25 protein-coding genes, 1 rRNA gene and 2 other annotated features are annotated in these 25662 nt (G+C 37.5%); all 26 genes read right to left on the reverse strand.

Annotated features, from left to right (window positions below; all coding sequences use genetic code 11):
• Window positions 1-66: 66 nt before the first annotated feature.
• The gene (gene rpoB, locus JOC48_RS17780) at window positions 67-3603 is read right to left on the reverse strand and encodes a DNA-directed RNA polymerase subunit beta (protein ID WP_204501764.1); all 3537 of its coding nucleotides are present in this window, start codon (window positions 3601-3603) and stop codon (window positions 67-69) included.
• Between the two features lie 535 nt (window positions 3604-4138).
• The gene (locus JOC48_RS17785; protein WP_204501765.1) at window positions 4139-4741 is read right to left on the reverse strand and encodes a class I SAM-dependent methyltransferase; all 603 of its coding nucleotides are present in this window, start codon (window positions 4739-4741) and stop codon (window positions 4139-4141) included.
• Window positions 4742-5085: 344 nt separating this feature from the next.
• Complete coding sequence (gene rplL / locus JOC48_RS17790; protein ID WP_204501766.1) at window positions 5086-5448, reverse strand: 50S ribosomal protein L7/L12; 363 nt, start codon at window positions 5446-5448, stop codon at window positions 5086-5088.
• 85 nt (window positions 5449-5533) lie between these two features.
• A complete protein-coding gene (gene rplJ, locus JOC48_RS17795) occupies window positions 5534-6034 on the reverse strand; it encodes a 50S ribosomal protein L10 (protein ID WP_204501767.1) in 501 nt (166 codons plus the stop codon).
• A 65-nt stretch (window positions 6035-6099) separates the two neighbouring features.
• Window positions 6100-6242: a sequence feature (ribosomal protein L10 leader region), on the reverse strand.
• Window positions 6243-6317: 75 nt separating this feature from the next.
• A complete protein-coding gene (gene rplA / locus JOC48_RS17800; RefSeq protein ID WP_204501768.1) occupies window positions 6318-7013 on the reverse strand; it encodes a 50S ribosomal protein L1 in 696 nt (231 codons plus the stop codon).
• Window positions 7014-7216: 203 nt separating this feature from the next.
• On the reverse strand, window positions 7217-7642 hold the full coding sequence (gene rplK, locus JOC48_RS17805) for a 50S ribosomal protein L11 (RefSeq protein WP_204501769.1): 426 nt from the start codon (window positions 7640-7642) through the stop codon (window positions 7217-7219).
• 179 nt (window positions 7643-7821) lie between these two features.
• Complete coding sequence (nusG, locus tag JOC48_RS17810; protein ID WP_204501770.1) at window positions 7822-8355, reverse strand: transcription termination/antitermination protein NusG; 534 nt, start codon at window positions 8353-8355, stop codon at window positions 7822-7824.
• A gap of 174 nt (window positions 8356-8529) precedes the next feature.
• The gene (secE, locus tag JOC48_RS17815; RefSeq protein ID WP_204501771.1) at window positions 8530-8709 is read right to left on the reverse strand and encodes a preprotein translocase subunit SecE; all 180 of its coding nucleotides are present in this window, start codon (window positions 8707-8709) and stop codon (window positions 8530-8532) included.
• Window positions 8710-8747: 38 nt separating this feature from the next.
• Window positions 8748-8897, reverse strand: a complete 150-nt coding sequence (gene rpmG / locus JOC48_RS17820; RefSeq protein WP_204501772.1) for a 50S ribosomal protein L33 — start codon at window positions 8895-8897, stop codon at window positions 8748-8750.
• Window positions 8898-9036: 139 nt separating this feature from the next.
• A complete protein-coding gene (sigH, locus tag JOC48_RS17825; protein WP_204501787.1) occupies window positions 9037-9684 on the reverse strand; it encodes an RNA polymerase sporulation sigma factor SigH in 648 nt (215 codons plus the stop codon).
• Window positions 9685-9777: 93 nt separating this feature from the next.
• Entirely contained in the window at window positions 9778-10287 is a 510-nt protein-coding gene (locus tag JOC48_RS17830) for an NYN domain-containing protein (protein ID WP_204501773.1), read from the reverse strand.
• A 3-nt stretch (window positions 10288-10290) separates the two neighbouring features.
• A complete protein-coding gene (gene rlmB / locus JOC48_RS17835) occupies window positions 10291-11034 on the reverse strand; it encodes a 23S rRNA (guanosine(2251)-2'-O)-methyltransferase RlmB (RefSeq protein ID WP_204501774.1) in 744 nt (247 codons plus the stop codon).
• Between the two features lie 2 nt (window positions 11035-11036).
• The gene (locus tag JOC48_RS17840) at window positions 11037-11438 is read right to left on the reverse strand and encodes a Mini-ribonuclease 3 (RefSeq protein WP_204501775.1); all 402 of its coding nucleotides are present in this window, start codon (window positions 11436-11438) and stop codon (window positions 11037-11039) included.
• Between the two features lie 3 nt (window positions 11439-11441).
• Window positions 11442-12842 (reverse strand): cysteine--tRNA ligase, encoded by a 1401-nt coding sequence (gene cysS / locus JOC48_RS17845; protein WP_204501776.1) that lies wholly within the window; start codon window positions 12840-12842, stop codon window positions 11442-11444.
• Window positions 12823-13485, reverse strand: coding sequence for a serine O-acetyltransferase (gene cysE, locus JOC48_RS17850; protein ID WP_204501788.1), 663 nt, complete (start codon window positions 13483-13485; stop codon window positions 12823-12825). Before cysE ends, cysS begins: the two co-directional genes overlap by 20 nt.
• Before the next feature lie 68 nt (window positions 13486-13553).
• Window positions 13554-13774: a binding site (T-box leader), on the reverse strand.
• A gap of 103 nt (window positions 13775-13877) precedes the next feature.
• Window positions 13878-15341 (reverse strand): glutamate--tRNA ligase, encoded by a 1464-nt coding sequence (gltX, locus tag JOC48_RS17855; protein ID WP_204501777.1) that lies wholly within the window; start codon window positions 15339-15341, stop codon window positions 13878-13880.
• Between the two features lie 81 nt (window positions 15342-15422).
• Window positions 15423-15899, reverse strand: coding sequence for a 2-C-methyl-D-erythritol 2,4-cyclodiphosphate synthase (gene ispF, locus JOC48_RS17860; RefSeq protein ID WP_204501778.1), 477 nt, complete (start codon window positions 15897-15899; stop codon window positions 15423-15425).
• Window positions 15900-15901: 2 nt separating this feature from the next.
• Entirely contained in the window at window positions 15902-16588 is a 687-nt protein-coding gene (ispD, locus tag JOC48_RS17865; RefSeq protein WP_204501789.1) for a 2-C-methyl-D-erythritol 4-phosphate cytidylyltransferase, read from the reverse strand.
• 261 nt (window positions 16589-16849) lie between these two features.
• Window positions 16850-17935: a PIN domain-containing protein gene (locus JOC48_RS17870; RefSeq protein ID WP_204501779.1), complete on the reverse strand. Its 1086-nt coding sequence runs from the start codon at window positions 17933-17935 to the stop codon at window positions 16850-16852.
• 203 nt (window positions 17936-18138) lie between these two features.
• Window positions 18139-19566: a DNA repair protein RadA gene (gene radA, locus JOC48_RS17875; RefSeq protein ID WP_204501780.1), complete on the reverse strand. Its 1428-nt coding sequence runs from the start codon at window positions 19564-19566 to the stop codon at window positions 18139-18141.
• A 340-nt stretch (window positions 19567-19906) separates the two neighbouring features.
• Window positions 19907-22339 (reverse strand): ATP-dependent protease ATP-binding subunit ClpC, encoded by a 2433-nt coding sequence (gene clpC / locus JOC48_RS17880; protein WP_204501781.1) that lies wholly within the window; start codon window positions 22337-22339, stop codon window positions 19907-19909.
• 12 nt (window positions 22340-22351) lie between these two features.
• Window positions 22352-23419 carry a protein-arginine kinase McsB gene (locus JOC48_RS17885; RefSeq protein ID WP_204501782.1) on the reverse strand — a complete coding sequence of 356 codons (1068 nt, stop codon included), beginning with the start codon at window positions 23417-23419 and terminating at the stop codon, window positions 22352-22354.
• Window positions 23419-23955, reverse strand: a complete 537-nt coding sequence (locus JOC48_RS17890) for a protein-arginine kinase activator protein McsA (RefSeq protein ID WP_204501783.1) — start codon at window positions 23953-23955, stop codon at window positions 23419-23421. The genes JOC48_RS17885 and JOC48_RS17890 overlap by 1 nt, the downstream gene beginning before the upstream one ends.
• 22 nt (window positions 23956-23977) lie before the next feature.
• Window positions 23978-24436, reverse strand: a complete 459-nt coding sequence (locus JOC48_RS17895) for a CtsR family transcriptional regulator (protein WP_204501784.1) — start codon at window positions 24434-24436, stop codon at window positions 23978-23980.
• Between the two features lie 233 nt (window positions 24437-24669).
• Window positions 24670-25359, reverse strand: coding sequence for an MgtC/SapB family protein (locus JOC48_RS17900; RefSeq protein ID WP_239584463.1), 690 nt, complete (start codon window positions 25357-25359; stop codon window positions 24670-24672).
• 207 nt (window positions 25360-25566) lie between these two features.
• A 5S ribosomal RNA gene (gene rrf / locus JOC48_RS17905) occupies window positions 25567-25662 on the reverse strand; the annotation flags it as partial.

Genomic DNA, 25662 nt, shown 5'->3' on the forward strand with positions numbered 1-25662 from the left:
CATGAATCGGCATCGTTACGTACTCCCTCCAAAAGTCATACATTCAAATTCTTACCATAATCTTACCTATCTTTCTTCTACTTCTAAATTAAATTTATCAGCTGACTGTGCATCATCTTCTTCAACATCTCGAAGATCAATTTCTTGTTCATCGCTTGTTAGCATTTTAACATCCATTCCCAGACTCTGAAGTTCCTTAATCAATACTTTAAATGATTCAGGGATGCCTGGTTCAGGTACATTATCGCCTTTTACAATCGCTTCGTAAGTTTTCACACGTCCGACAACATCATCTGATTTGACAGTAAGAATTTCCTGAAGGGTATAAGCAGCACCATAAGCCTCTAGTGCCCATACCTCCATCTCACCAAAACGCTGACCACCAAATTGTGCTTTACCTCCAAGTGGTTGTTGCGTAACCAATGAGTAAGGGCCGGTTGAACGTGCGTGTAACTTGTCATCAACCATGTGTGCAAGCTTAATCATATACATAACACCAACAGAAATACGATTATCGAACGGTTCACCTGTTCGACCATCATACAATACTGTTTTTGCATCTCTCGGAAGACCAGCTTCCTCTAAAGTCTCCCACACATCTTCTTCACGGGCACCATCAAATACCGGAGAAGCAACATGGATCCCTAGCTGTCTTGCAGCCATACCCAAATGAAGCTCTAGCACCTGTCCAATATTCATTCGTGAAGGCACACCCAATGGATTCAACATAATATCTACAGGTGTTCCATCTGGTAAAAACGGCATATCTTCTTCCGGTAATATTTTTGAAATAACACCTTTATTACCGTGACGACCAGCCATTTTATCTCCTTCATGGATTTTACGTTTTTGAACGATATAAACACGAACTAACTGATTTACACCAGGAGGAAGCTCATCTCCATCTTCTCGATTAAAGATTTTAACATCTAAAATAATACCTCCTGCACCATGTGGAACTCGTAAGGATGTATCCCGAACCTCACGTGCCTTTTCACCGAAGATTGCATGTAATAGACGTTCTTCCGCAGATAACTCTGTCACACCTTTTGGCGTTACTTTACCTACAAGTAAATCACCATCGCCTACTTCTGCACCAACTCGAATAATGCCACGCTCATCAAGGTTTCGTAATGCGTCTTCACCGACATTAGGAATATCCCTTGTGATTTCCTCAGGTCCAAGCTTTGTATCGCGAGCTTCCGATTCATATTCTTCAATATGAATCGACGTGTAAACATCATCTTTCACAAGCCGCTCACTCATAATAACGGCATCCTCGTAGTTATAACCTTCCCAAGTCATAAATGCCACAAGAACATTTTGACCAAGTGCAAGCTCTCCATCTTCCATGGAAGGTCCATCAGCTAGAATTTCTCCTTTAACGACATGGTCCCCTACACTTACAATCGGTCTCTGGTTATAACAGGTTCCTTGATTGGAACGAATGAATTTTTGTAAACGATAGCGATCCAGGTCACCTTTTACTTGTTTACCATCCACCTCTGAAACTCGGCGGACGTACACCTCTTTTGCTTCTACTCGTTCTACAATTCCTTCATGCCTGTTAATAACAGCAGCACCCGAATCTTTACCTGATACATATTCCATCCCCGTACCAACGATAGGTGATTTTGGTTGCAGTAATGGAACCGCTTGACGTTGCATGTTCGCACCCATCAGTGCACGGTTCGAGTCATCGTTTTCTAAGAAAGGAATACAAGCAGTCGCAGCAGATACAACCTGTTTAGGTGAAACATCCATATAATCAATTCGATCTCTGCTTACAATTGTGTTTTCGCCTCGAAAACGCGCGATTACTTCATCATCCATAAATGAACCATCTTCAGCTAAGCGAGCATTCGCCTGTGCCACTACGTAATTATCTTCTTCATCAGCGGTTAAATAGTCATCGTGGTCGGTTACTTTCCCAGTCTCGGGATCTACCTTTCGATAAGGTGTTTCAATAAAACCGAATTTATTTACTTTAGCGTAAGATGACAAGGAGTTAATCAATCCGATATTCGGACCCTCAGGCGTTTCAATTGGACACATGCGTCCGTAGTGAGAATAGTGGACGTCACGAACTTCAAAACCTGCACGTTCACGAGTCAAACCACCTGGACCTAGCGCAGATAGACGTCGTTTATGCGTTAACTCAGCTAATGGATTGGTTTGATCCATAAACTGCGATAACTGAGAACTTCCGAAAAACTCTTTAATTGAAGCAATGACAGGCCGTATATTAATTAATTGTTGCGGTGTAATAGATGAAGTGTCTTGAATGGACATACGTTCACGAACAACTCGTTCCATTCTGGATAAACCAATTCTAAATTGATTTTGTAACAATTCACCTACAGAGCGCAATCTACGATTACCTAAGTGGTCGATATCATCTGTATCACCAACTTGGTGTAATATATTAAAGAAGTAGCTAATTGCAGCTAGAATATCTGCCGGAGCAATATTCTTAATGCCATTTTCCACATTTGCATTACCGATTACATTCAGGGTTCGTTCCCCTTCAGGGTCAGTTGGATCAACAATTTTTATCGATTGAATTTTTATCGGTTCTTCCAATACCCCTTCATGTGGTTGTAAGTCTACTTCACCAAAGCTATTTTCTTCTGTATCCAGGTAAGGTAGAACCTTATCAAGTAAACGGCGATCTAATTTATCACCTTTTTCTGCAATCATTTCCCCTGTCTCCGGATTTACTAGTGGCTCCGCAAGAATTTGGTTAAACAGTCTGTTTTTTATGTGCAGCTTTTTGTTTATTTTATAGCGCCCTACATGTGCAAGGTCATAACGCTTAGGATCAAAAAAGCGTGAAACAAGTAAACTTTTAGCATTTTCGACAGTCGGTGGTTCACCTGGTCGTAAACGCTCATAAATTTCTAACAACGCTTTTTCACTAGTTTCTGTATTGTCCTTTTCAAGCGTGTTTTTTAAGTATTCATTTTCTCCAATAAGATCAATAATCTCTTGGTCATTCCCAAAACCTAACGCTCTCAGAAGCACCGTTATTGGTAATTTCCTTGTACGATCAATTCGGACATGAACTACATCTTTAGCATCCGTTTCAAACTCTAACCATGCTCCTCGATTCGGAATAACGGTCGCTGTATAACCTCTTTTCCCGTTTTTGTCTATTTTTTGACTAAAATAAACACTAGGCGAACGAACAAGCTGGGAAACAATAACACGTTCAGCTCCATTGATGATAAAAGTACCCGTGTCAGTCATTAATGGGAAGTCGCCCATAAATACTTCTTGCTCCTTAACTTCACCAGTTTCATTATTGAGAAGACGTACTTTCACACGAAGAGGAGCGTTATAAGTTACATCTCTTTCTTTGGACTCATCTACAGAATATTTTGGTTCACCTAAACTATAATCTACAAATTCTAAAGATAGGTTTCCTGCAAAGTCCTCAATCGGTGAAATGTCTTGAAACATTTCCCTCAAACCTTCTTCTAAAAACCAATCATAGGATGCAGTTTGAATTTCGATAAGATTCGGCAATTCTAGTACTTCACTGATGCGTGCATAACTTCTACGTTGGCGGTGTCGTCCATACTGAACTAGTTGACCTGTCAACTGATTCACCCCTCAAATCTAGAATAAAAAACAAAAAGCCATACCGTTTTAAACAGGTAAGCTTGATGCACTTAAAAAGTTTACTTTTCCATTCAACAATAATTGACAAGATGAATGGACAAGGTATAATCTAATAAGTGCAGAACAATTATTCAGTTTACAAAACCGAATAACCTTGTAAAATATAAATTATCTTACAAGCTTTATATTGCATCCGCTATGAGCGAATGTTACTCATACATTCAACATGCTTAAAAAGGAAAGTTCAATTACAAACTTTATAAAGTTTGTAATTGAATGAAAGAATTGTGTTGAAGTTTTCCTTTACCCATACAAGTACTGAAAAACCCAATTAAGTAAAGAAAATGATTGTGATTTTTCTCCTATTTTACCAGTATTTCCAACTTTTTATAGTTCCATACATGAATGGGAAAAATTTTTCTCTTGACAAGCGAACTCGCCTATTGGCATTTTTCAATATTACCACAATGAAAAAAGAGAGTCAATTATTTTTTCATTAACATTCAGACTATGATTATTCTTTTTTAGCACACAAAATAAAATAACCTTTGTTTTTTACTACAATGTCTGCATTACCAAATAACTCCTCTAGTTTCCTCTGCGCGGATGGGGCACCTTGTTTTTTCTGAATAACTACCCATAACTCTCCATTTGGTACTAATGCTTCATAACTATCTTGAAACATTTGGTGAACAACGCTCTTTCCTGCGCGTATCGGAGGATTTGTTGCCACTGCAGCAAACTTTCGATTTGGAAAGGCCTCTAAGCGATCACTAATTTTAAATTCCACGTTTTCTATGTCATTCTGCTTAGCATTCTTTTCTGCTAAAGCAAGAGCTCTTTCATTAATATCGCATAATACAATTTTTCGACTTGGATAAACTTTTGCCAAAGATAATCCGATAGGACCATACCCACAACCTAGGTCTAATATATCTCCATCTACCCGAGGTTCTATAAATGAATCTATTAGTGTCCTCGATCCAAAGTCAACTTCTCCTTTAGAAAAAACACCATAATCACTAGTGAACGTGAATAAATGATCCCTTAATTCAAATGTCCAAGTATTAGGATTAGATTTAGATTGAGGCTGTTTAGAGAAGTATTGTTCTGACATATCGGCACCTACTTTTTCAAATTATTCACAGTGGATATTGATATAATCATAATTGGTTAGAAAACTTGGCTAGCGCCAAGCCTTTAAGCGCAGGTGGTTGCCAAGTTGCGCTTATACTTAATGCCTAAAAATTTTTCTACTTCGATAATCTTCGGTGTTAAAATCAAAGTAAAAAATACAAATGTTGCTTCACTCTATCTAAACGAGAGGAAAAATCCTATTATTTAGAGATAAAATGATAGGGCCCAACCTCTAGCATTCAATATATCAAACATCCTACATACAATGGATATATTAGTGAACTAGTTAGGTCAGACCCTAATCAGTTAAACCTTATTAAAACCTTACTTCAATTCAACAGAAGCTCCAGCTTCTTCAAGCTTAGACTTCACTTCTTCAGCCTCTTCTTTAGCAATACCTTCTTTAATTGCTCCAGGAGCGTTATCTACAAGATCCTTAGCATCTTTAAGTCCAAGTCCTGTGATTTCACGTACTGCTTTTACAACTTTAATTTTAGAAGCTCCAGCATCTGTAAGAACTACGTCAAACTCCGTTTGCTCTTCAGCAGCTTCTCCGCCACCAGCACCAGCTACAGCTACAGGAGCAGCAGCAGTTACTCCAAATTCTTCTTCAATTGCTTTAACAAGATCGTTAAGTTCAAGAACTGACATTTCTTTAATCGCTTCGATAATTTGTTCTTTTGACATGTTATTTTCCTCCTAAGATTTTTTTGATTTTAATATAAAACTATATTCTTTAAGACAAACCGTCTATCATTGTAAAGCTAAGCTATTAAGCGCCTTGTTCTTCTTTTTGTTCTGCAACAGCCTTTGTAGCATATGCAAAGTTGCGTACAGGAGCCTGTAATACGCTGAGCAGCATAGATAGTAGACCCTCGTAATTTGGAAGATCCGCAAGTTCTTTAATTTGTTCAAGGCTAGCAACCTGTCCTTCAATTACCCCGCCCTTGATTTCAAGTGCATTGTGCTCCTTAGCAAAGTTGTTAAGGATCTTGGCAGGAGCTACTACATCATCATTACTGAACGCAATGGCTGTTGGTCCAACAAGTGCAGCGTCTAAATCAGTAAGTTCAGTAGCTTCTGTAGCACGTCTTGTCATCGTGTTTTTGTAAACTTTGAAGTCAACTCCAGCTTCACGTAACTGTGTACGAAGCTCTGTCACTTCAGCTACATCAAGTCCACGGTAATCTACAACAATTGTAGATTTACTTTCGCGGAACTTGTCAGCAATTTCAGTCACGATTTGTTTCTTATGCTCGATTACTTTTGACATTGTTCCACCTCCTATTGACTTTACATCATACCGTTTAATAGTTGTAGTTTAAATCCTATTTACAAAGGGCCGCATAAAAACAAGCCTCTATGCAGACATAGAGGCTTGTTGATATTACAGACAAATTTCCATTTATCTTATCCCAAACACCTCGGTAGGAAATTAAGCAACGTGCACCTACTGTCTACGGTATAACGTTATTCATTTATGGTAACAAGCACTTTTTCGAGTGCTTTTTAGCAACATCGTTTATTATAGCTAACTATTATTGCGAAGTCAATAGTTATTTAGCAAATGCAGAAACATCAACTTTTACACCAGGTCCCATTGTTGAAGTCACTGACGCATTACGCATATAGATACCCTTTGAAGCTTGTGGCTTCACTTTAACTAACGTGTCAGCTAATGCCTCAAAGTTTTCTACAAGTTTTTCTAAGTCAAATGATACTTTTCCAATTGGAACATGGATGTTTGATTGTCTGTCTACACGGTATTCTACTTTACCAGCTTTAATTTCTTTTACAGCTTTTTCTACTTCAAACGTAACAGTTCCCGTTTTTGGATTTGGCATTAGACCTTTTGGCCCTAATACACGTCCAAGTTTACCAACTTCAGCCATCATGTCCGGAGTTGCCACAACAACATCAAACTCAAACCAACCTTGGTTAATTTTGTTAATAAGTTCTTGGTCTCCAACATAGTCAGCACCTGCTGCTTCTGCTTCTTTTGCCTTATCACCTTTAGCAAATACCAATACTGTTTGAGTTTTTCCTGTTCCATGAGGCAATACCATTGCTCCACGAATTTGTTGGTCTGCTTTCTTTGGGTCTACGCCTAAACGAAATGCAGCTTCTACTGTTTCATCAAAATTTGCTGAAGCAGCTTTTTTCACTATTTCTAACGCTTCTTTTACTTCGTAAGCTTGTGTGCGATCAACAATCTTTAAAGCCTCTTGTTGCTTTTTTGTTTTTTTAGCCATTTCTATATTCCTCCTAATTGTGGTTTTAACGGTTATACCTCCCACGATATAAGCAAAGTGGACTTTTTATCGCAGTAGCATATCATGGTTCATGATATTACCATTGCATAGTGTCCAAAAAGCTAATCTGACGATAATAAAGGTTGCGAAATGGCATCAACCCATGCTCGCAACCTCCCCTATCTATGCACAATGCTGTGGGATTAGTCTTCGATAACAATACCCATACTACGCGCAGTACCTTCTACCATACGCATAGCAGCTTCTACATCAGCAGCATTTAAATCAGGCATTTTCGTTTCCGCAATTTCTCTTACTTTGTCACGCTTTAGAGTCGCAACTTTATTACGGTTTGGTTCACCTGAAGCAGTTTCAATTCCAGCTGCTTTCTTAAGTAGAACAGCAGCAGGTGGGGTTTTTGTGATAAATGTAAATGAACGGTCCTCAAAAACCGTGATTTCTACCGGAATAATCATACCAGCTTGCTCTTGCGTACGGGCATTAAATTCCTTACAAAATCCCATGATGTTAACACCTGCTTGACCTAATGCTGGTCCAACTGGCGGTGCTGGATTCGCTTTTCCAGCTGGGATTTGAAGTTTTACTACTTTAATAACTTTTTTAGCCACGAGACACACCTCCTTAAGTCCGTGATGTGGTAATAGGGTTTGCCCCTCCCACTCCATTTCATATGCAAAAACTAACCTTATACTCGAGGCATAAAGAACATAAGAATTTTAGCATTTATAGTCATAAAATGCAAGTCATTGTTTAAGTGAATTTAAAATCCACAAGTTAGAAAATTTTTCTATAACTTTTCTAATTGCGAAAAATCTAACTCTACAGGTGTTTCTCTACCAAACATATTTACGTGCACTTTAACCTTTTGCTTGTCCAAATCAATGTGTTCAATTGTACCTGTAAAATTAGTGAACGGGCCATCAGTTACTCGAACACTTTCTTTTATTTCAAAATCAATCTCCGTAACAGTTTCTTCCATTCCCATACGTTTAAGGATAACTTCTACTTCTTCTGGTAAGAGAGGGGTAGGTTTCGACCCTGAGCCCGACGATCCTACAAACCCAGTTACACCCGGAGTATTTCGAACGACGTACCAAGAATCGTCTGTCATAATCATTTCTGCCAACACGTACCCAGGAAAAACTTTCTTTTTTGCAATCTTCTTTTTACCATTCTTAAATTCGGTTTCTTCATCTTCAGGTACTAGCACACGAAATATTTTATCTTCCATTCCCATTGACTCTAATCTTTTTTCTAGATTCGTTTTAACTTTGTTTTCATAACCAGAATACGTATGAACGACATACCATTGTTTTTCCATTCTTCAGGACAATACTTGCCCTTCCCTCCCTTATTTTGAAGTTAACTTTTAACAGTTTATCCGAACTTATAACAATTTCTATAAGTATTTTTTTCAAATTAAAAAACCCGTATAACGGGTTTTACGATGTGTGTTTCATCTATTATTAAACATTATAGCATAAATTTCCTATTATTATTCAAATAATAAATTAAGAATTTGTGTGATTCCCAAATCTACGATTGCAAAGAACACTGACACAAAAGCAACTGTTGATACTACCGTTATCGTATAACGAGTCAATTCATTGCCTCTTGGCCATGATACTTTTTTCATTTCTCTGGATACATTTTTGAAGAATGTAAAGAGATTCACAGGCTGTACCTCCAAACTTACGCCAACTTCTTAGCTTCTTACTTTGTTTCTCGATGTAATGTATAAACCCCACATCTTTTACAAAACTTTCTAACTTCTAGCCGTTCAGATTTCGTCGTCTTATTTTTACTCGTGCTATAGTTTCTGCTTAAACATTCAACGCACGCTAATATAACTTTATTACTCATAATCACACCCCATTACGAAGGGTTTTCACTTGTACTAATGTAGCACGGTTACTAGTGCCTGTCAATGCTCTATAAATAGACCTATTATACAATCCATTTGTAAAATATACCATCATTTATTAGCTATGTTGAATACTATTTACAAAGTAATTTCACTAATTTCAAGGTATCGTTCCAACTTACGCTTTACTCGCTGTAATGCGTTATCGATCGATTTTACATGACGCTTTAATTCTACAGAAATTTCTTGATAGGAGCGACCATCTAAATATAAAGTAAGGACCTGTCTTTCTAATTCGCTTAATAATTCTGACATTTTACATTCCATGTCACCAAACTTTTCTTGATTTACAAGTAACTCTTGGGGATCAATGGTTTTTGAACCTGCAATAACATCTAATAATGTACGGTCTGACTCTTCGTCATAAATAGGCTTGTCCAATGATACGTAAGAATTTAATGGGATATGCTTTTGCCTTGTCGCGGTTTTAATCGCTGTAATAATTTGTCGCGTGACACATAGCTCTGCAAACGCCTTAAAGGAAGAAAGCTTGTCTCCCTTATAATCTCGAATTGCCTTGTATAATCCTATCATACCTTCTTGCACAATATCTTCACGATCTGCTCCAATTAAAAAATAAGTCCTCGCCTTGGCACGAACAAAATTACGGTATTTATTTATTAGATAGTCCAACGCTTGACTATGCCCAGAGTGAACGAGTGAGATGATCTCATCATCTTCAAGAAGGTCTAATTCTTTTTCTTGCTTGTCTGCATCTATGTGCATAGCACTCAACATGGACGCCCCCCGATCTTATGCCGTGAATATATAGAAGTATTATACAGGAAGCGCTTCAACATCGTCAACAAAACCTTTTGTTTACTTGTCACCACGCCTCCACTTTTCAAACACTTCTAGTATATCTTTTTTAATAGGAATTTTGGTTATTGGCTGTTTGTTTTTATGCTGATTAATATCTTCCGCAATTTCTTGTTGAATATTGTTTGTTTCAATATAGAGTTCCCGTGCAGATTTCCGCAAAGCACCTTGGGCAAAAATAGTCCGTTGTTCCGTATAATCAGATGTAGCCACATAGACCTGTGTTCTAACATTTTTTATTCCTTTTACTAACCGCTCTATACATTCATCTGCCGTTTCATTTTCTTTCGTATAAATAACCTCTACATTATAGCTTTTTGTTTTCGCTTCAAGACCCCGAACGTAGTAGGCATCAAACACGATAATTACCCGATGCCCTTGATAAGCCTGATACTCAGCCATTTTCTCGATTAACATCTTCCTTGCCTGATCAAGATCTTTATCCTTTAGTTTCTTTAATTCTGGCCAATCCCCAATAATATTGTATCCATCAACTATTAATACGACCATTAGTTAATCACCGACGGGATACCGTTTTCGGTACACTTCATACATCAACAGGCCAGCCGCTACAGAGGCATTTAAAGACGTTACCTTTCCTTTCATTGCAAGACGAACCGTCCAATCACACTTTTCTCTAACAAGGCGACTCATTCCTTTACCTTCATTACCGATTACCAGCGCTATTGCCATATTCCCATCTAACTCACGATAGTCTTCCGTACCTTCAGCTTCAGTGCCTACCACCCATACATTTCTTTCCTTTAATTCTTCAATTGTCTTTGCAATATTTGTTACTCTAGCAACTGGTACATATTCAATTGCTCCTACAGAAGTCTTTGCAACAGTTGCAGTTAACCCAACAGAGCGCCGTTTGGGGATAATCACACCATGGACTCCGGTGGCATCAGCAGTTCTTAAAATGGAACCTAAGTTATGTGGATCTTCTATTTCATCTAAAATCATGAAAAACGGTTCTTCGTTACGGGCTTGCGCAACCGCAAATAAATCATCTAACGTTTGATATTCATACGCTGCTACAGAGGCAATGACTCCTTGGTGGTTACCATCAACCAATTGATCGATGCGTTGTTTAGGAACTTGCTGAGCTGTAATGCCGTTTTGTTTCGCTAATGCTTGTATCTTTTGAAACGAATGACGATGCAATTGATCGGATACGAGAAGCTTATTCATGGATCTTCCTGATTTCAAAGCTTCTATTACTGGATTTTTGCCTATAATCCACTCCTCAGCCATATTCACTCATCTCCTTTCTCTACATAGGAAATTGCTAAAAAAATTAATTCCTCTAGCCTGTCCACCCTTTGGTCCAAATATAAATATCCAATCAAGGCTTCAAATGCTGTACTATAACGATAAGTTGTTACATCTGTATTCTTAGGGACAGAACCAGACTTTGCATTTCTGCCCCTCCGAACAACACTTTCCTCTTCACTGTCTAACAGCTTCTGATCTAACCATTTTAAAATCACCTTTGCTTGTGATTTTGCTGAAACAAATTTCACCGCTAATTCGTGAAGATTTTGTGGCTTTATTTTACCTTTCTTAATTAAAAACTGCCTTACATATAATTCATATACAGCATCACCCATGTAGGCTAGTGTTAAACTTTTCATTTGCTTTACATCAATAGCAGTCATCACTTACCCTCTTTTCCAGCGCGTTCCTTGAGGTGTATCTTCCAAGATAATGTTTTGTTCTTTCAAATCATCTCTTATTTTATCTGCTAATGCAAAATCTCTATTCTTCCTAGCCTCTATCCGCTTATTAATTAATGCTTCAATTTCTTCATCTAACAACGCATCGTCATTAGCTAATTCAATTCCCAAAATACCAAGTATTGTTTGAATTAACGTTTGAAACCTTTCAATAACCTTCTCAGATGTTTGCTGTGATTGTAAATAAACATTCGCATCTTTCGTAACATCAAATAGAACAGCAATTGCATTTGCCGTGTTAAAATCATCATCCATTTCTTCTTCAAAACGATTAATATAATGATTAACCTTTTCTAACCATTCATTTTCATCTTCATCTAAGTTAGTACTAGAAGCTTTACGATGCTCCAAATTTTGATAAGCGTTCGTTATCCGTTCAAAGCTATTCTTGGCGCCTTCTAATAAAGACTCACTAAAATTAATAGGATTTCGATAATGAACACTTAACATAAAGAACCGCAAAACCTGAGGGTCATGTTGCTTGATTAAATCATGCGCCAACACGAAGTTCCCCAATGATTTAGACATCTTTTCATTATCGATATTAATATAACCGTTATGCATCCAATATTTCGCAAAGGTTTTTCCTGTACCTGCTTCTGATTGAGCAATTTCATTCTCATGGTGTGGGAATGCAAGATCTTGGCCACCTGCATGAATATCAATGGTTTCCCCTAAATATTTTTTCGCCATAGCTGAGCATTCAATGTGCCAGCCAGGTCTGCCTTTTCCCCACGGTGAGTCCCAAGCAATCTCCTCAGGCTTCGCTTCCTTCCATAGGGCAAAATCTAATGGATCTTCCTTTTTTTCTCCAATTTGAATTCTTGCACCTGACCGCAATTCATCGATGGATTGGTGGGATAACTTACCATAGCCTTCAAATGCTCGTGTTTTAAAATAAACGTCACCTTCTGCCTCATATGCATAGCCCTTATCTACTAGCGTTGCAATAAATTCAATAATGTCATCCATTGTTTCCATTACCCTCGGATGATGAACCGCTTGTTTTACACCCAACGCCTTAACATCTTCAAGATAAGCATCAATAAAGCGCTGTGCAATGGTAGGAACATCCTCACCTCGTTCATTGGCTGCTTTAATAATTTTGTCATCCACATCTGTGAAGTTCAATACATACTTCACTTCATAGCCTTTATATTCTAGATAGCGGCGAACCGTATCAAAAACAATCGCTGGTCTTGCATTTCCAATATGAATATAATTATAAACAGTAGGACCACAGACATACATTCGTACTTTTCCGTCTTCAATTGTTTGAAAGGTTTCCTTCTTTCTTGTTAATGTATTATAAATTTTTATCCCCATCTGATTTCACTCCTTTTTGTTCATGTAGTTGTTCTTTTAAAGACGCAATCTCTGCTTCCATTTCCTTTAACAATTCAGAAATTGGATCTGGTAGTTTATGATGGTCTAAATCTTTTCTAACTCGCTCCCCATTTTGTACTACCACTCTACCCGGAATACCGACAACCGTGGAATTAGCTGGGACATCATGTAAAACAACAGACCCTGCACCTACTTTTGAGTTCTCTCCAATTGTAATAGACCCTAACACTTTTGCCCCTGTCGCTACTAAAGCATTATCTTTGATTGTTGGATGACGTTTTCCTTTTTCTTTTCCAGTACCTCCTAATGTAACACCTTGAAAGATGGTGACATTATTTCCTATTTCACATGTCTCACCTATGACCACTCCCATACCATGGTCAATAAAAAAACGTCTTCCAATCTGAGCACCTGGATGAATTTCAATCCCTGTGAGAAAGCGACTAATCTGCGAAATTACCCGGGCAATAAAGAAGAATTTCTTTTTATACAATACATGAGCGACCCGATGCGCCCATATTGCATGAAGGCCTGAATAAGTAAGAAACACCTCGATATAGGTGCGAGCGGCAGGGTCCTGGTCAAACACTACATCTATATCATCCTTAAATAATTTAAAAATACCCACACCATAGCCTCCTTCTAATAAAATAGTAATCAAAACAAAAGCGCCCCTATGTTTTTTTCAAACACAGAGACGCTCACGCACGCGGTTCCACTCTGTTTGGGAAATGTTTTGTTTCCCCAACTCAGACTCTTCATAACGGCAGAGTACCGCCCTCGCTTACTAACGTTCAGCAAGAGACTCAGAGGTGCATTTCAAAAACGAGTGCTTAAAATCACTTTCAGCCGGTGGTGATTCTCTCTGGTTAAGACCTTCGCTTTTTACTTCTCCTCTTCAACGTTCCAATGTGTAGTAATAATATATTACATTTTTGTTCAAATGTGAAATATTTCGTTTAGGATAGGCGTTTATCCTATCTGTTTTGAATGCCAACGAGTGATAACAACCCTTTATAATTGCTTTAGTACCGCTTGCAGCCGAGACTGGATAACACCCTTACCTAATAAATGAATAGAGTTTGGAAGCTCTGGACCATGAACGGATCCGGTTGTAGCTACTCGTATTGGCATAAATAGTTTTTTTCCTTTTTGCTTTGTTTCCTTTTGTGTAGCTTTTATTTCAGCTTTAATGGCATCTGGACTAAATGTTTCCATTGCTTCAACCTTTTCGGCAAACACACGCAATACTTCAGGTACTTGCTCTTCCTTTAAGACCTTCATCGCTTCCTCTGAGTAATCAATTTCTTCTTTGAAAAATAACTCCGTAAGCTCAACTATTTCTGCTCCATAGCTAAGCTGTTCCTTATAAAGGCTGATTAGCTCGATTGCCCATGCTTTTTTCTCTTCATCCATATCTTCTGGTAATTTACCGGCTTTCACTAAATGCGGCAGAGAAAGCTCAACAACATCATCTAAATCTGCCGCTTTAATGTACTGGTTATTCATCCACTTTAATTTAGCTGGATCGAAAATTGCCGGAGAGGTAGATAGTCTTTCAGGATCAAATATTTCAATAAATTGATCCTTTGTAAAAATTTCTTCTTCCCCAACCGGAGACCAACCAAGTAAAGTGATGAAGTTAAATAATGCTTCCGGTAAATACCCTAAATTTTTATATTGTTCGATAAATTGAAGAATATGTTCATCCCGCTTGCTTAACTTTTTACGGTTTTCATTTAATATTAACGTCATATGACCATATTTTGGAGGCTCCCACCCAAACGATTCGAAGACCATCATTTGCTTTGGTGTGTTAGAAATATGTTCTTCTCCTCTAAGTACATGAGAAATTTTCATTAAATGATCATCAATTGCAACCGCAAAGTTATACGTTGGTATCCCATTTTTCTTAATGATGACCCAGTCACCAAAATCACTGGATTCAAATGTAATATTCCCTCTTACCATATCAAGAAAAGTATAGGATTTATTTTCCGGAACACGAAAACGAATACTAGGTTTACGGCCTTCAGCTTCAAATTGTTCCACTTGCTCTGGCGATAAATCACGATGAGCTCCTGAATACTTAGGAACTTGTCCCTTCGCCTTTTGTTCTTCTCGTTCTTCATCCAATTCCTCTTCGGTCATATAACATTTATAAGCTAATCCTCGCTCTAATAACTCATCTACATAGCGCTGATAAATGTCCAACCGTTCCATTTGACGATATGGGCCAAAATCTCCACCAATATCTGCACCTTCATCCCATTCAATTCCTAACCATTTCAAATAATTCAGCTGACTTTCTTCCCCGCCAGCCACATTTCTTTTTTCATCTGTATCTTCTGTCCGAATAATGAATTTCCCACCTAAATGCTTTGCATACAAAAAGTTAAACAGTGCAGTTCGAGCATTTCCTATATGTAAATGTCCAGTTGGACTTGGTGCATAACGCACACGGACTTCATTCGTCATGATTGATTTACTCCTTTCAGTTCGTTCTAACGTTACTTTATTTATCATACCTCTTCGGCCAATCAGTTCCACTTTATTTTATCACTTTTTATTTAATAAAACGACAGCTTGAGCAGCAACACCCTCTTTTCGACCTGTAAATCCTAACTTTTCTGTAGTTGTGGCTTTTACATTAACTTGTTCCATCTCAACATTCAATATTCTAGCTATATTATCCCTTATTTGTTGAATGTATGGTGACATTTTCGGTTGTTGAGCAATTACTGTACAATCTAAATTACCAAGCTGGTATCCTTTCTGTTCCACAATGTTCCAGACATGTCGAAGAAGCTTTTCAGAATTAGCATCTTTAAAAGCTGGGTCTGTATCAGGAAAATGTCTTCCAATATCCCCTTCTGAAACCGCTCCTAAACACGCATCTGCAATCGTGTGTAATAATACATCTGCATCTGAATGCCCTAATAAACCTTTCTCATAAGGGATTTCAACCCCTCCTATAATACAAGGGCGATTATCTGCAAACTGATGTACATCAAAGCCTTGGCCTATACGAAACATAATTATTCTCCTTCTTTATTCTGTAAATAAGTAGTTGCTCGTTGCAAATCCTCTGGCGTTGTTAACTTTATATTATCATAGCTGCCTCTTACAACCTCTACCTTTTCTCCCAACCGCTCTACCAAAGACGCATCATCTGTGCCAATAAATTGATCATCTGCAGCTCGTTCATGGGCTTTAAAAATCACATGATATTGAAAAGCTTGTGGTGTCTGCGCAGCCCACAAAATGCTGCGGTCAAGCGTCGTTAATGTAGCAGCTGTTTTCTGTTTAATGGTATCAGTTACTGGTACCGCTAGTAATGCCGCACCTTTTTCACTTGCAACCTCGGCCAAACGATGGAGGTGCATTTGTTGCACAAATGGCCTAGCTCCATCATGAATAAATACAATACTGTTTTTATTGCTAATATTATGTACACCATTGCGAACACTATCTTGGCGTTCTTTGCCACCATTAACGAGAATAACTTGCTTTTCCAGCTGATATTCTGTTAACAATTCTTTTATCCTATCTATTTCTTTTGGGTTAGCCACCAAAACAATCGATTCGCACCAATCATCTTTATCAAAGATTGCTAATGTATGAATAATCAATGGTTTATCTAACAGCTTTATAAATTGCTTGTTTTCACCAGCATTCATTCGTTTCCCCTGTCCAGCAGCTAAAACGATCGCGGTATATTTAATCATAACTCCTCCGCCTTAAACGTAAAAATAATATTAGTCCGTTATTAGAAAAACTTGTGTTGTTCAGCAAACAAGACTCTTTTTACATAATAAAAGCGATAACATGCCGTTATCACTTTTCGTTTAGTAACCATCCACAAACAACAGCAACCCCACTATAGTAAATAAAAAGTGGGGGTTGCTAGACATTCATGTACTGATCAACTGCAATGCTTAGTAGATGTTACTAACCATTGCATCACTTATATTGTTATACCCTTTTTACAGTGCTTTTTCAAGTAATTTTGGTTTTGCAAAAATCATTCTGCCAGCTGAAGTTTGAAGAACACTAGTAATTAACACTTCAATTGTTTTACCAATGTAATCTTTTCCTTCTTCAACAACAATCATGGTACCATCATCTAAATAAGCAACACCTTGATTTTGTTCTTTCCCATCCTTAATGACTTGAACAGTTAGTTCTTCACCAGGCAGGACAACAGGCTTGACCGCATTAGCAAGATCATTGATGTTCAGGACTTGCACATTTTGAAACTCGCAGACTTTATTAAGGTTAAAATCGTTCGTTACAACAATACCATTAATTACCTTGGCCAATTTAACTAGCTTACTATCCACTTCTTGTATGTCTTCAAAATCTCCTTCATAGATTTCAACATTGACCGGTAAATCCTTCTGCATTCGATTTAAAACATCAAGACCACGACGACCTCTATTCCGCTTTAATACATCAGAAGAGTCTGCAATGTGTTGAAGCTCTTCTAATACGAACTGCGGAATAATAATTGTTCCTTCTAAAAAGCTTGTTTGACAAATGTCTGCGATTCTTCCATCAATAATCACACTCGTATCCAATATCTTCACTCTCGATTGTTCCTCTTGATCATCGACGTCGTCAGCTGTCTTTTTCTTTTCCTTTTTTGTTAGAGCATTCAGAAATTCATCTCTACGAGTAAATCCAACTTGAAAACCAAAGTAACCTAATAAGACAGTTGAAAAAATTGGCACAACTTGGGATACGACTTGAATTTGAATATCCTGAATTGGGATATTAATTAAAAATGCAATAACTAAGCCTACAATAATACCTAAACTACCAAAAAATAAATCTGCAACAGGAGCCTTAATCAAAACATCTTCTACCCAGCGCAAAAAATTAACAAAATAATCTACTATCCAAAACGTTAAAAGAAATAAAATAATTGCACCTAATACAAGACCAATGTATGGTGATTTTACCCACTGTGCACTAGTGAAATCCATTAATCCAATAATATTTGGCATATATAAATAGCCAATGGTACCACCCGCAATAATAATAAATAATTGCACGATTCGTTTTAGCACCAATGTCACCTCCTAAAAATAGTATTTCCAATTTTTTAATAATTAATCCTGGATTTCAAAAGGCAAAGCAATTTATTAAAATTAAAATTATATCCTATTCATAAGACTCTTCATAATAAAATCAACTCATACTAACTTCTGATAACTTTTAATTTTAACACAAATGTTGGTTTAAATCAACTTTTCCAGTGTCCGTTGATTATTCATTCACTTCCACCTCTTAATGCTTCCTTCAACGCTTCTTGTACAGTATTAACACCTAAAACTTCAATACCAGTTGGAGGAGTCCAGCCATCTAGATTTTTTCTTGGAATAATCGCCCGTTTAAACCCGAGCTTCGAAGCCTCTTGGACCCGTTGATCAATCCGTGCAACCCTTCTTATTTCTCCAGTCAACCCTACTTCACCAATAAAGACATCTTCTGGTTTGGAAGGCTGATTTTTAAAACTGGAGGCAATGCTTATAGCAACAGCTAAATCAATCGCCGGTTCATCTAACTTTACCCCTCCTGCAACTTTTACATAAGCATCTTGGTTCTGAAGCATTAAGCCCACTCTCTTCTCCAAGACCGCCATTAATAATGGAACACGATTATGATCGATTCCTGTTGCCATCCTTCTCGGGTTACCATAACTGGTCGGTGAAATTAATGCCTGAATTTCAACCAAGACAGGCCTACTCCCCTCCATGGATGCAACAACAGTTGATCCTGCCGCTCCTTGAGATCTTTCTTCTAAAAAAACTTCTGAAGGGTTAAGAACTTCACGAAGTCCTTCTTCCTTCATTTCAAATATCCCCATTTCGTGCGTACTTCCGAATCTATTTTTTACCCCACGTAAAATTCGAAACGTATGATGACGCTCGCCTTCAAAATAAAGCACTGCATCAACCATATGCTCTAGTAATCTTGGACCTGCAATAGAACCTTCTTTTGTAACGTGACCTACAATAAAAATTGGAATGTTATTTTGTTTAGCAATTCGCATTAATTCACTCGTACATTCGCGAACCTGTGAAACGCTACCAGGTGCACTGGTAACTTCTTCTCGATAAATCGTTTGAATAGAATCAATGACAACAAATGATGGGTTTAGTTGTTCAATATGATTTACAATCGAAAATAAATTTGTTTCCGATAAAACAAACAGCTGATCCGAAGTAACACCTAAACGATCTGCACGTAGTTTTGTCTGTCTGGTCGATTCTTCCCCAGAAATATATAAAACACTTAAACGATTATCTGCAAGTTGGGCTGATACTTGGAGTAGTAAAGTTGATTTCCCTATTCCCGGATCACCGCCAATTAGAACTAATGAACCCGGTACGACCCCTCCGCCAAGTACTCGGTTAAACTCTGGCATATTTGTTTCAATTCGAGCTTCTTCTTTCGTCTGTATAGCTGTAATTTTTTCTGGTTTGGTGTTCGAAGCTTCTCCAGTTACCATTATATGCCTAGAGGATTGTTTAGATGCCACTACTTCTTCTATTAGTGTATTCCAGCTATGACAAGCTGGGCATTTTCCCATCCATTTTGGTGACTCATATCCACATTCATGGCAAACATACTTTGTTTTTGTCTTTGTCTTCGCCAAGTCAATCGCTCCTATTAGTACATGTTCAGAATAATCCATGTTAAAATTCGACTATCAGTTGGTAACTTTTTTTGAACAAGTTCTATTACAATTTTATACGAATTAGGTGACATAAAAGTTACAAAATCCTATCATTTGTTTTAAACTTTTGCCTAAAGTTCACTTAACTATCTAACCTTATCTTTTAAAGAAAATTTGACTAGCGCCAAGCCTTTAGGCGCAGGCGATCACCTAGTAGCGCTTATACTTAGTCCCTAAAAATTTTTACGACGTCGAATTACTTCTCTGCTAAAATTTTATGCTTTCTTAACGTGTGAAAAAAATCGGAAGGCATCCACCTTCCGATTTTTAAATCGCCTTAACTAGATTTAAACTATACTCATTGTGCCGAGACAGTAAATTCTCCATTGTCATTAACATCTATTTCAATTTTTTGCCCTTTTTGGATAGTTTCCTTCAATAATTCTTCGGAAAGCAAATCTTCTACATTTTTTTGAAGAGATCGACGTAGAGGTCTTGCCCCATACTCTGGATCAAAGCCTTCATTTGCAATTTTTTCTAACGCCTTATCTGTCAATGTAAAGTCAATCTCTTGTTCCGTTAATCGTTTTTGCAGCTGGTTGACCATCAGTGAAACAATGTCTTTCATGTGCTTTCTTTCTAGTGAGTGGAAGACAATCATCTCATCAATTCGATTTAGGAATTCTGGGCGAAAAGCTTTTTTCATTTCGTCCATTACTTTTGATTTCATTCCCTTGTAGTTTTCTTCCTCATCACCAAGACTAAAACCAACATATTTGTTTCGCTTCAACTCACTTGCACCAACGTTGGATGTCATAATTAATACCGTATTACGGAAGTCAACGACACGTCCTTTTGAATCTGTTAATCGTCCATCCTCTAACACTTGAAGTAATATATTAAATACTTCAGGGTGGGCTTTTTCAACCTCATCTAGAAGTACGACAGAATAAGGCTTTCTTCTTACCTTTTCCGTTAACTGTCCGCCTTCTTCATAACCTACATATCCCGGAGGTGAGCCTACTAAACGCGAAGTGGAATGCTTCTCCATGTACTCGGACATATCAATCCGTATCATCGAATCCTCGTCACCAAACATGGATTCAGCTAATGCACGTGCAAGCTCTGTTTTACCAACACCTGTTGGTCCAAGGAAGATAAATGAACCAATTGGACGTTTCGGATCTTTGAGTCCTGCTCTTGCACGACGGATTGCCTTTGATACCGCCCTTACTGCTTCTTCTTGCCCAATCAGACGCCCATGCAACGTATCTTCCAAATGTAATAATCGTTCACTTTCATCTTTTGTTAAGGAAGATACTGGTACTCCAGTCCAAGTGGATACAACACTAGCAATATCCTCTACTGTTACCTCTGAATTCTCTTGACCCTGCTTTTCCTTCCATTTCTCTTTCGTTTCTTCTAGCTCTTCTCGTAAGCGCTGTTCACTATCTCTTAATGAAGCAGCTTTTTCGAATTCTTGACTTTGAACAGCTGCGTCTTTTTCTTTCTTTACCTCTTCAAGCTTTTGTTCAAGCTCTTTCAAGTTCGGTGGAGCTGTATAAGAACGAAGACGCACTTTTGAAGCTGCTTCATCGATTAAGTCAATGGCTTTGTCTGGTAGGAAACGATCCGTAATATAACGATTAGAAAATTTTGCTGCTGATTCAATCGCTTCATCTGTAATCGTTACACGATGGTGTGCCTCATAACGATCCCTTAACCCTTTTAAAATTTGGATGGACTGATCAACGGTTGGTTCGTCTACTTGAATTGGTTGAAATCTACGCTCTAATGCTGCATCCTTTTCAATATATTTTCGATATTCATCTAATGTTGTCGCCCCAATACATTGTAACTCACCTCGAGCAAGCGAAGGTTTTAAAATGTTAGAGGCATCAATCGCACCTTCCGCTCCACCTGCTCCAATCAATGTATGAAGTTCATCAATAAATAAAATGATATTAGCTGCTTGACGAATTTCCTCCATTACTTTTTTCAAACGATCTTCAAATTCACCGCGATATTTCGTCCCGGCTACTACGGTACCCATATCTAATGTCATCACTCGTTTGTCTCGTAATATTTCCGGAATTTCATTATTCACAATTTGTTGCGCTAATCCTTCAGCAACAGCAGTTTTACCAACACCCGGTTCCCCAATTAATACAGGATTGTTTTTTGTACGACGACTTAACACTTGAATAACTCGTTCAATTTCTTTTTCACGACCAATGACCGGATCAATATTTCCTTCTTTAGCAATTGCCGTTAAATCTCTAGCGAGGGAATCTAATGTTGGAGTACTTGCATTTGTAGACTGTCCGCCTCGTCCCTGTTGTCCTGATGCGGTTTCATTGCTCCCCAATAGCTGCAGCACTTGCTGACGAGCTTTATTCAGACTAATACCTAGGTTATTTAATACTCGTGCTGCTACCCCTTCACCTTCACGAATTAATCCTAACAAAATGTGCTCTGTCCCTACATAAGAATGACCTAATTTACGGGCTTCATCCATAGATAGTTCGATTACCTTTTTAGCGCGAGGAGTATAATGAATTGTTTGCGACACCTTTTGACCTTTGCCTATTAATTGCTCTACTTCCTCTTGAATTTTTTCTGTTTCAAGGCCTAGAGACTTTAAAGCTTTAGCAGCAATTCCACCGCCTTCACTCACTAAACCTAATAGAATATGCTCTGTTCCAATGTTATTGTGACCAAGTCTAACCGCTTCTTCTTGGGAGAGTGCTAGTACTTTTTGTGCTCTTTCTGTAAATCGCCCAAACATCATTAGGCATTCCTCCTATCCATTTTCTATGTTTAGTCGTTCTCTTATTAATGAAGCTCTTAATATATCTCTTTCCTCAGGAGATAATGCTTCTTTCGCATACTGCTGTAAAAAACCTGGTTGGGTTAATACCATTAACTCATTCAGTATCGTTTTTGAAATATTCTTAATAAACCCAACATCTATACCAAGCCTTACATCAGATAAGCATTTCGCAGTCTCTTTTGATTCGATAATACGACTATGCTCTAAAATGCCATAGGAACGAAAAATTCTATCCTCTAGTTGTATTGATGATTGCTCTACTAATAATTGGCGAGCCTTTCGTTCCTCCTCTATTAACTTTTCGACAACGCTTTGTAAATCTCCTACTATATCCATCTCTGATCTTCCTAAAGTAATTTGGTTAGATATTTGAAAAATATTTCCTAATGCCTCGCTCCCCTCTCCATATATACCTCTAACCACAAGTCCTAGCTGACTAATTGCAGGAATCATTCGATTGATTTTTTGGGTGATTGCTAAGGCTGGTAAATGCATCATCACAGATGCGCGCATCCCTGTTCCTACATTGGTTGGACAGCTTGTTAAATAGCCTTTATTTTCATCAAACGCGTAATTTATTTTTTCCTCTAACCAGTCATCAATCTCAAAAGCTTGCTCTAATGCTTTTTCCAACTGGAATCCAGGAAAATATAGTTGTATTCTGATATGATCTTCCTCATTAATCATGACAGAAACCTGTTCACTTTCTGATATTAACACGCCCCCTTGTTCTGATTTTTCTGCTAAATGAGGGCTAATTAAATGTTTTTCAACGAGTACGCGCTTTTCGATTGGCTTTAAATCCTTCATATTTACGAACTCTAAATCATGATATGTTTTAAACGTTTGATGATGATATTCTTCCTTTATATATTCTAATATTTTCGTTAATTCACTTTGTTTAGCAATAATAGGAAATGGTGCTTGGTCTAAGTTCCTTGCTAACCGGATTCTGCTACTCATGACAATGTCACTATCAGGACCCTCTTCCTTCATCCAAGGACTAATTGCTTCATTCATAAATTGTTGCAAGGACATTATTCATCACCCCCGCCTTTATATAGTTCCCGTTCAATTTCTTTAATTTGGTCCCGAACTTTGGCGGCTTGCTCAAACTCTTCATTTTTGATTAAATTCTGTAATTTTTCCTTATAATCACTTAATGTTCTCTTTAAGCTTAAATCACTACCAATTCGCTTAGGTATCTTGCCATCGTGTGTCGTGTTTCCACTATGAACTCTACGAAAAATAGGATTTAAATGTTCTGAAAAAGCATGATAGCATTCCGCACAACCAAATTTACCGACTCGGGTAAAATCTTGATAGGTCATACTACAATTATCACATGTCAAAACCTGACTTTGGACAAATTCACTGTTCTTGTTAATCGAAGATGAATTGAAGTTAAATAAACCCGAAAGTAAATCATGCAAAGAATATGCCTCTTCATCATACGAAACGTAACCTTTTTCTTTTGCACATTGTTCACACACATGTATCTCTGTCTTATTACCATTCACTACTTTTGTAAAATGCAAAGTAGCTGGTCGTTCCTGACATTCTTGGCAATCCATACAGCCTTACCTCCTTACTACTTTAATGTTTTAAAGCAGATAGCATAGCCGTCATGATTCTGGACCTTATTTCATCTCGAACAGGTAATTGGAAAGCAAGAGTATTTCTATTAATCGCACTGACCATAATCTTGGCCTCTCGATTCGTTATTATCTCTTCTTCTAACAGTCGTTCCAGTATATCAATAGCAGCCTGCTGGGTTACAGTGGGGTGAATCATCTCGATAATTTCATCGATTAATTTTGCTTTATCTTCATTCGTTATTCGGATAATACGAATGTAACCCCCACCCCCGCGTTTACTTTCCACTATATATCCCTTTTCCACAGTAAAGCGAGTGTTAATCACATAATTTATTTGGGAAGGAACACATTCAAAACGATCTGCAATTTCACTTCGTTTTATTTCAATAGCATTTTGTGTATTATTTTGAAGTATTTTTTTAAGATAATCCTCAATCACGTCAGAGATATTTCGCATCTAGCCCTCCTCCTCTCTTTGACTTTGACTATCTTTGACTATATTTTTATTATACTTTGTCGTTCTTGCTGTTGCAAACATAAAATGTTAATAGACCATGTTCAAAAAGTTGACGAATAAGAAACCAGCCAACCAAGATTCTCCGTTTACCATTTGGAACAATCTCTAATAACCATTCTTGCCTTTATACTTTGAAAAAAAACTAGGTATTTTAAATTAAAACATGGATAACTTTACTGTCGCTCCGTAACTTGTTTGATATGATCAATTTTAGATATATGATCAAATAATTTAAACTTGTTTATTGTTTTTGTGTGTGATAAGTATATAAATAATCTTCTATCCTCTGCTTCTTTCTCAATCTCTAATTTTTCTACTTTTACATTTTTTTCCTTGAATATGGATAATAATTGGTCAATATTCAAATCATTGGCTACAACTAGTTGAATCGCAATCCTATTCTTTTTAGAACGAAAATGTCTTTCAAGGTTATTTAATAAAACAAGACTTAATAGGATAACAATGGTTGTTAAAACCGCAGCTTTATACATACCTGCCCCTACCACTAATCCTAAACCTGCAACTGCCCATATTGAAGCTGCAGTAGTTAAACCACGAATTGTCATACCGTTGACAATAATCGTACCTGCACCTAAAAAACCTATACCACTTATAACGTAAGAAGGAATACGAGCTGGATCAAATCTGACATACTCATAATTTTGAGTGTATGCTTCAAAACCATATAATGATAGTAGCATCATTAAACAAGATCCAACACCAACGAGAATATGTGTTCTAAACCCTGCTGAGTGATTTTTCAATTCCCTCTCAAAGCCTATTAACCCAGATAAAATAAGTGCAAAGAAAATCCTATTCATCATTAATATAAAATTGTCATCAAATATCGTTTCCCAAAGCATAATTATCCCCCATTCACTACCATATATATTTTCCTACTTCTTCTATATGTATTAAACTATTTTAACTTGTACTACCTAACTTATTAATACTAGTACAACGTAATTCATTAAAAATTAAATTTACTAAGATGGTTTTTTTACCCACATGTTAATTAATAAAAAAATAACCCAGAAAAGCAAAAGCTTCACTGGGTTATTTTATATATTTCCTGGCGACGTCCTACTCTCGCAGGGGCAAAGCCCCAACTACCATTGGCGCTGGAGAGCTTAACTACTGTGTTCGGCATGGGAACAGGTGTGACC

The sequence above is a fragment of the Aquibacillus albus genome, from assembly GCF_016908325.1.
Classification (GTDB): Bacteria; Bacillota; Bacilli; order Bacillales; family Amphibacillaceae; genus Aquibacillus_A; species Aquibacillus_A albus.

What these genes read in the sequence shown, in the direction of transcription:
- JOC48_RS17785 (WP_204501765.1), bottom strand. Translation starts at nt 4,741, where the DNA reads ATGTCAGAACAATACTTCTCTAAACAGCCTCAATCTAAATCTAATCCT.
- rplL (WP_204501766.1), bottom strand. Translation starts at nt 5,448, where the DNA reads ATGTCAAAAGAACAAATTATCGAAGCGATTAAAGAAATGTCAGTTCTT.
- rplJ (WP_204501767.1), bottom strand. Translation starts at nt 6,034, where the DNA reads ATGTCAAAAGTAATCGAGCATAAGAAACAAATCGTGACTGAAATTGCT.
- rplA (WP_204501768.1), bottom strand. Translation starts at nt 7,013, where the DNA reads ATGGCTAAAAAAACAAAAAAGCAACAAGAGGCTTTAAAGATTGTTGAT.
- nusG (WP_204501770.1), bottom strand. Translation starts at nt 8,355, where the DNA reads ATGGAAAAACAATGGTATGTCGTTCATACGTATTCTGGTTATGAAAAC.
- rpmG (WP_204501772.1), bottom strand. Translation starts at nt 8,897, where the DNA reads ATGAGTAATAAAGTTATATTAGCGTGCGTTGAATGTTTAAGCAGAAAC.
- sigH (WP_204501787.1), bottom strand. Translation starts at nt 9,684, where the DNA reads ATGCACATAGATGCAGACAAGCAAGAAAAAGAATTAGACCTTCTTGAA.
- JOC48_RS17830 (WP_204501773.1), bottom strand. Translation starts at nt 10,287, where the DNA reads ATGGTCGTATTAATAGTTGATGGATACAATATTATTGGGGATTGGCCA.
- rlmB (WP_204501774.1), bottom strand. Translation starts at nt 11,034, where the DNA reads ATGGCTGAGGAGTGGATTATAGGCAAAAATCCAGTAATAGAAGCTTTG.
- JOC48_RS17840 (WP_204501775.1), bottom strand. Translation starts at nt 11,438, where the DNA reads ATGACTGCTATTGATGTAAAGCAAATGAAAAGTTTAACACTAGCCTAC.
- cysS (WP_204501776.1), bottom strand. Translation starts at nt 12,842, where the DNA reads ATGGGGATAAAAATTTATAATACATTAACAAGAAAGAAGGAAACCTTT.
- gltX (WP_204501777.1), bottom strand. Translation starts at nt 15,341, where the DNA reads ATGACGAATGAAGTCCGTGTGCGTTATGCACCAAGTCCAACTGGACAT.
- ispF (WP_204501778.1), bottom strand. Translation starts at nt 15,899, where the DNA reads ATGTTTCGTATAGGCCAAGGCTTTGATGTACATCAGTTTGCAGATAAT.
- radA (WP_204501780.1), bottom strand. Translation starts at nt 19,566, where the DNA reads ATGGATTATTCTGAACATGTACTAATAGGAGCGATTGACTTGGCGAAG.
- clpC (WP_204501781.1), bottom strand. Translation starts at nt 22,339, where the DNA reads ATGATGTTTGGGCGATTTACAGAAAGAGCACAAAAAGTACTAGCACTC.
- JOC48_RS17885 (WP_204501782.1), bottom strand. Translation starts at nt 23,419, where the DNA reads ATGTCCTTGCAACAATTTATGAATGAAGCAATTAGTCCTTGGATGAAG.
- JOC48_RS17890 (WP_204501783.1), bottom strand. Translation starts at nt 23,955, where the DNA reads ATGGATTGCCAAGAATGTCAGGAACGACCAGCTACTTTGCATTTTACA.
- JOC48_RS17895 (WP_204501784.1), bottom strand. Translation starts at nt 24,436, where the DNA reads ATGCGAAATATCTCTGACGTGATTGAGGATTATCTTAAAAAAATACTT.
- JOC48_RS17900 (WP_239584463.1), bottom strand. Translation starts at nt 25,359, where the DNA reads ATGCTTTGGGAAACGATATTTGATGACAATTTTATATTAATGATGAAT.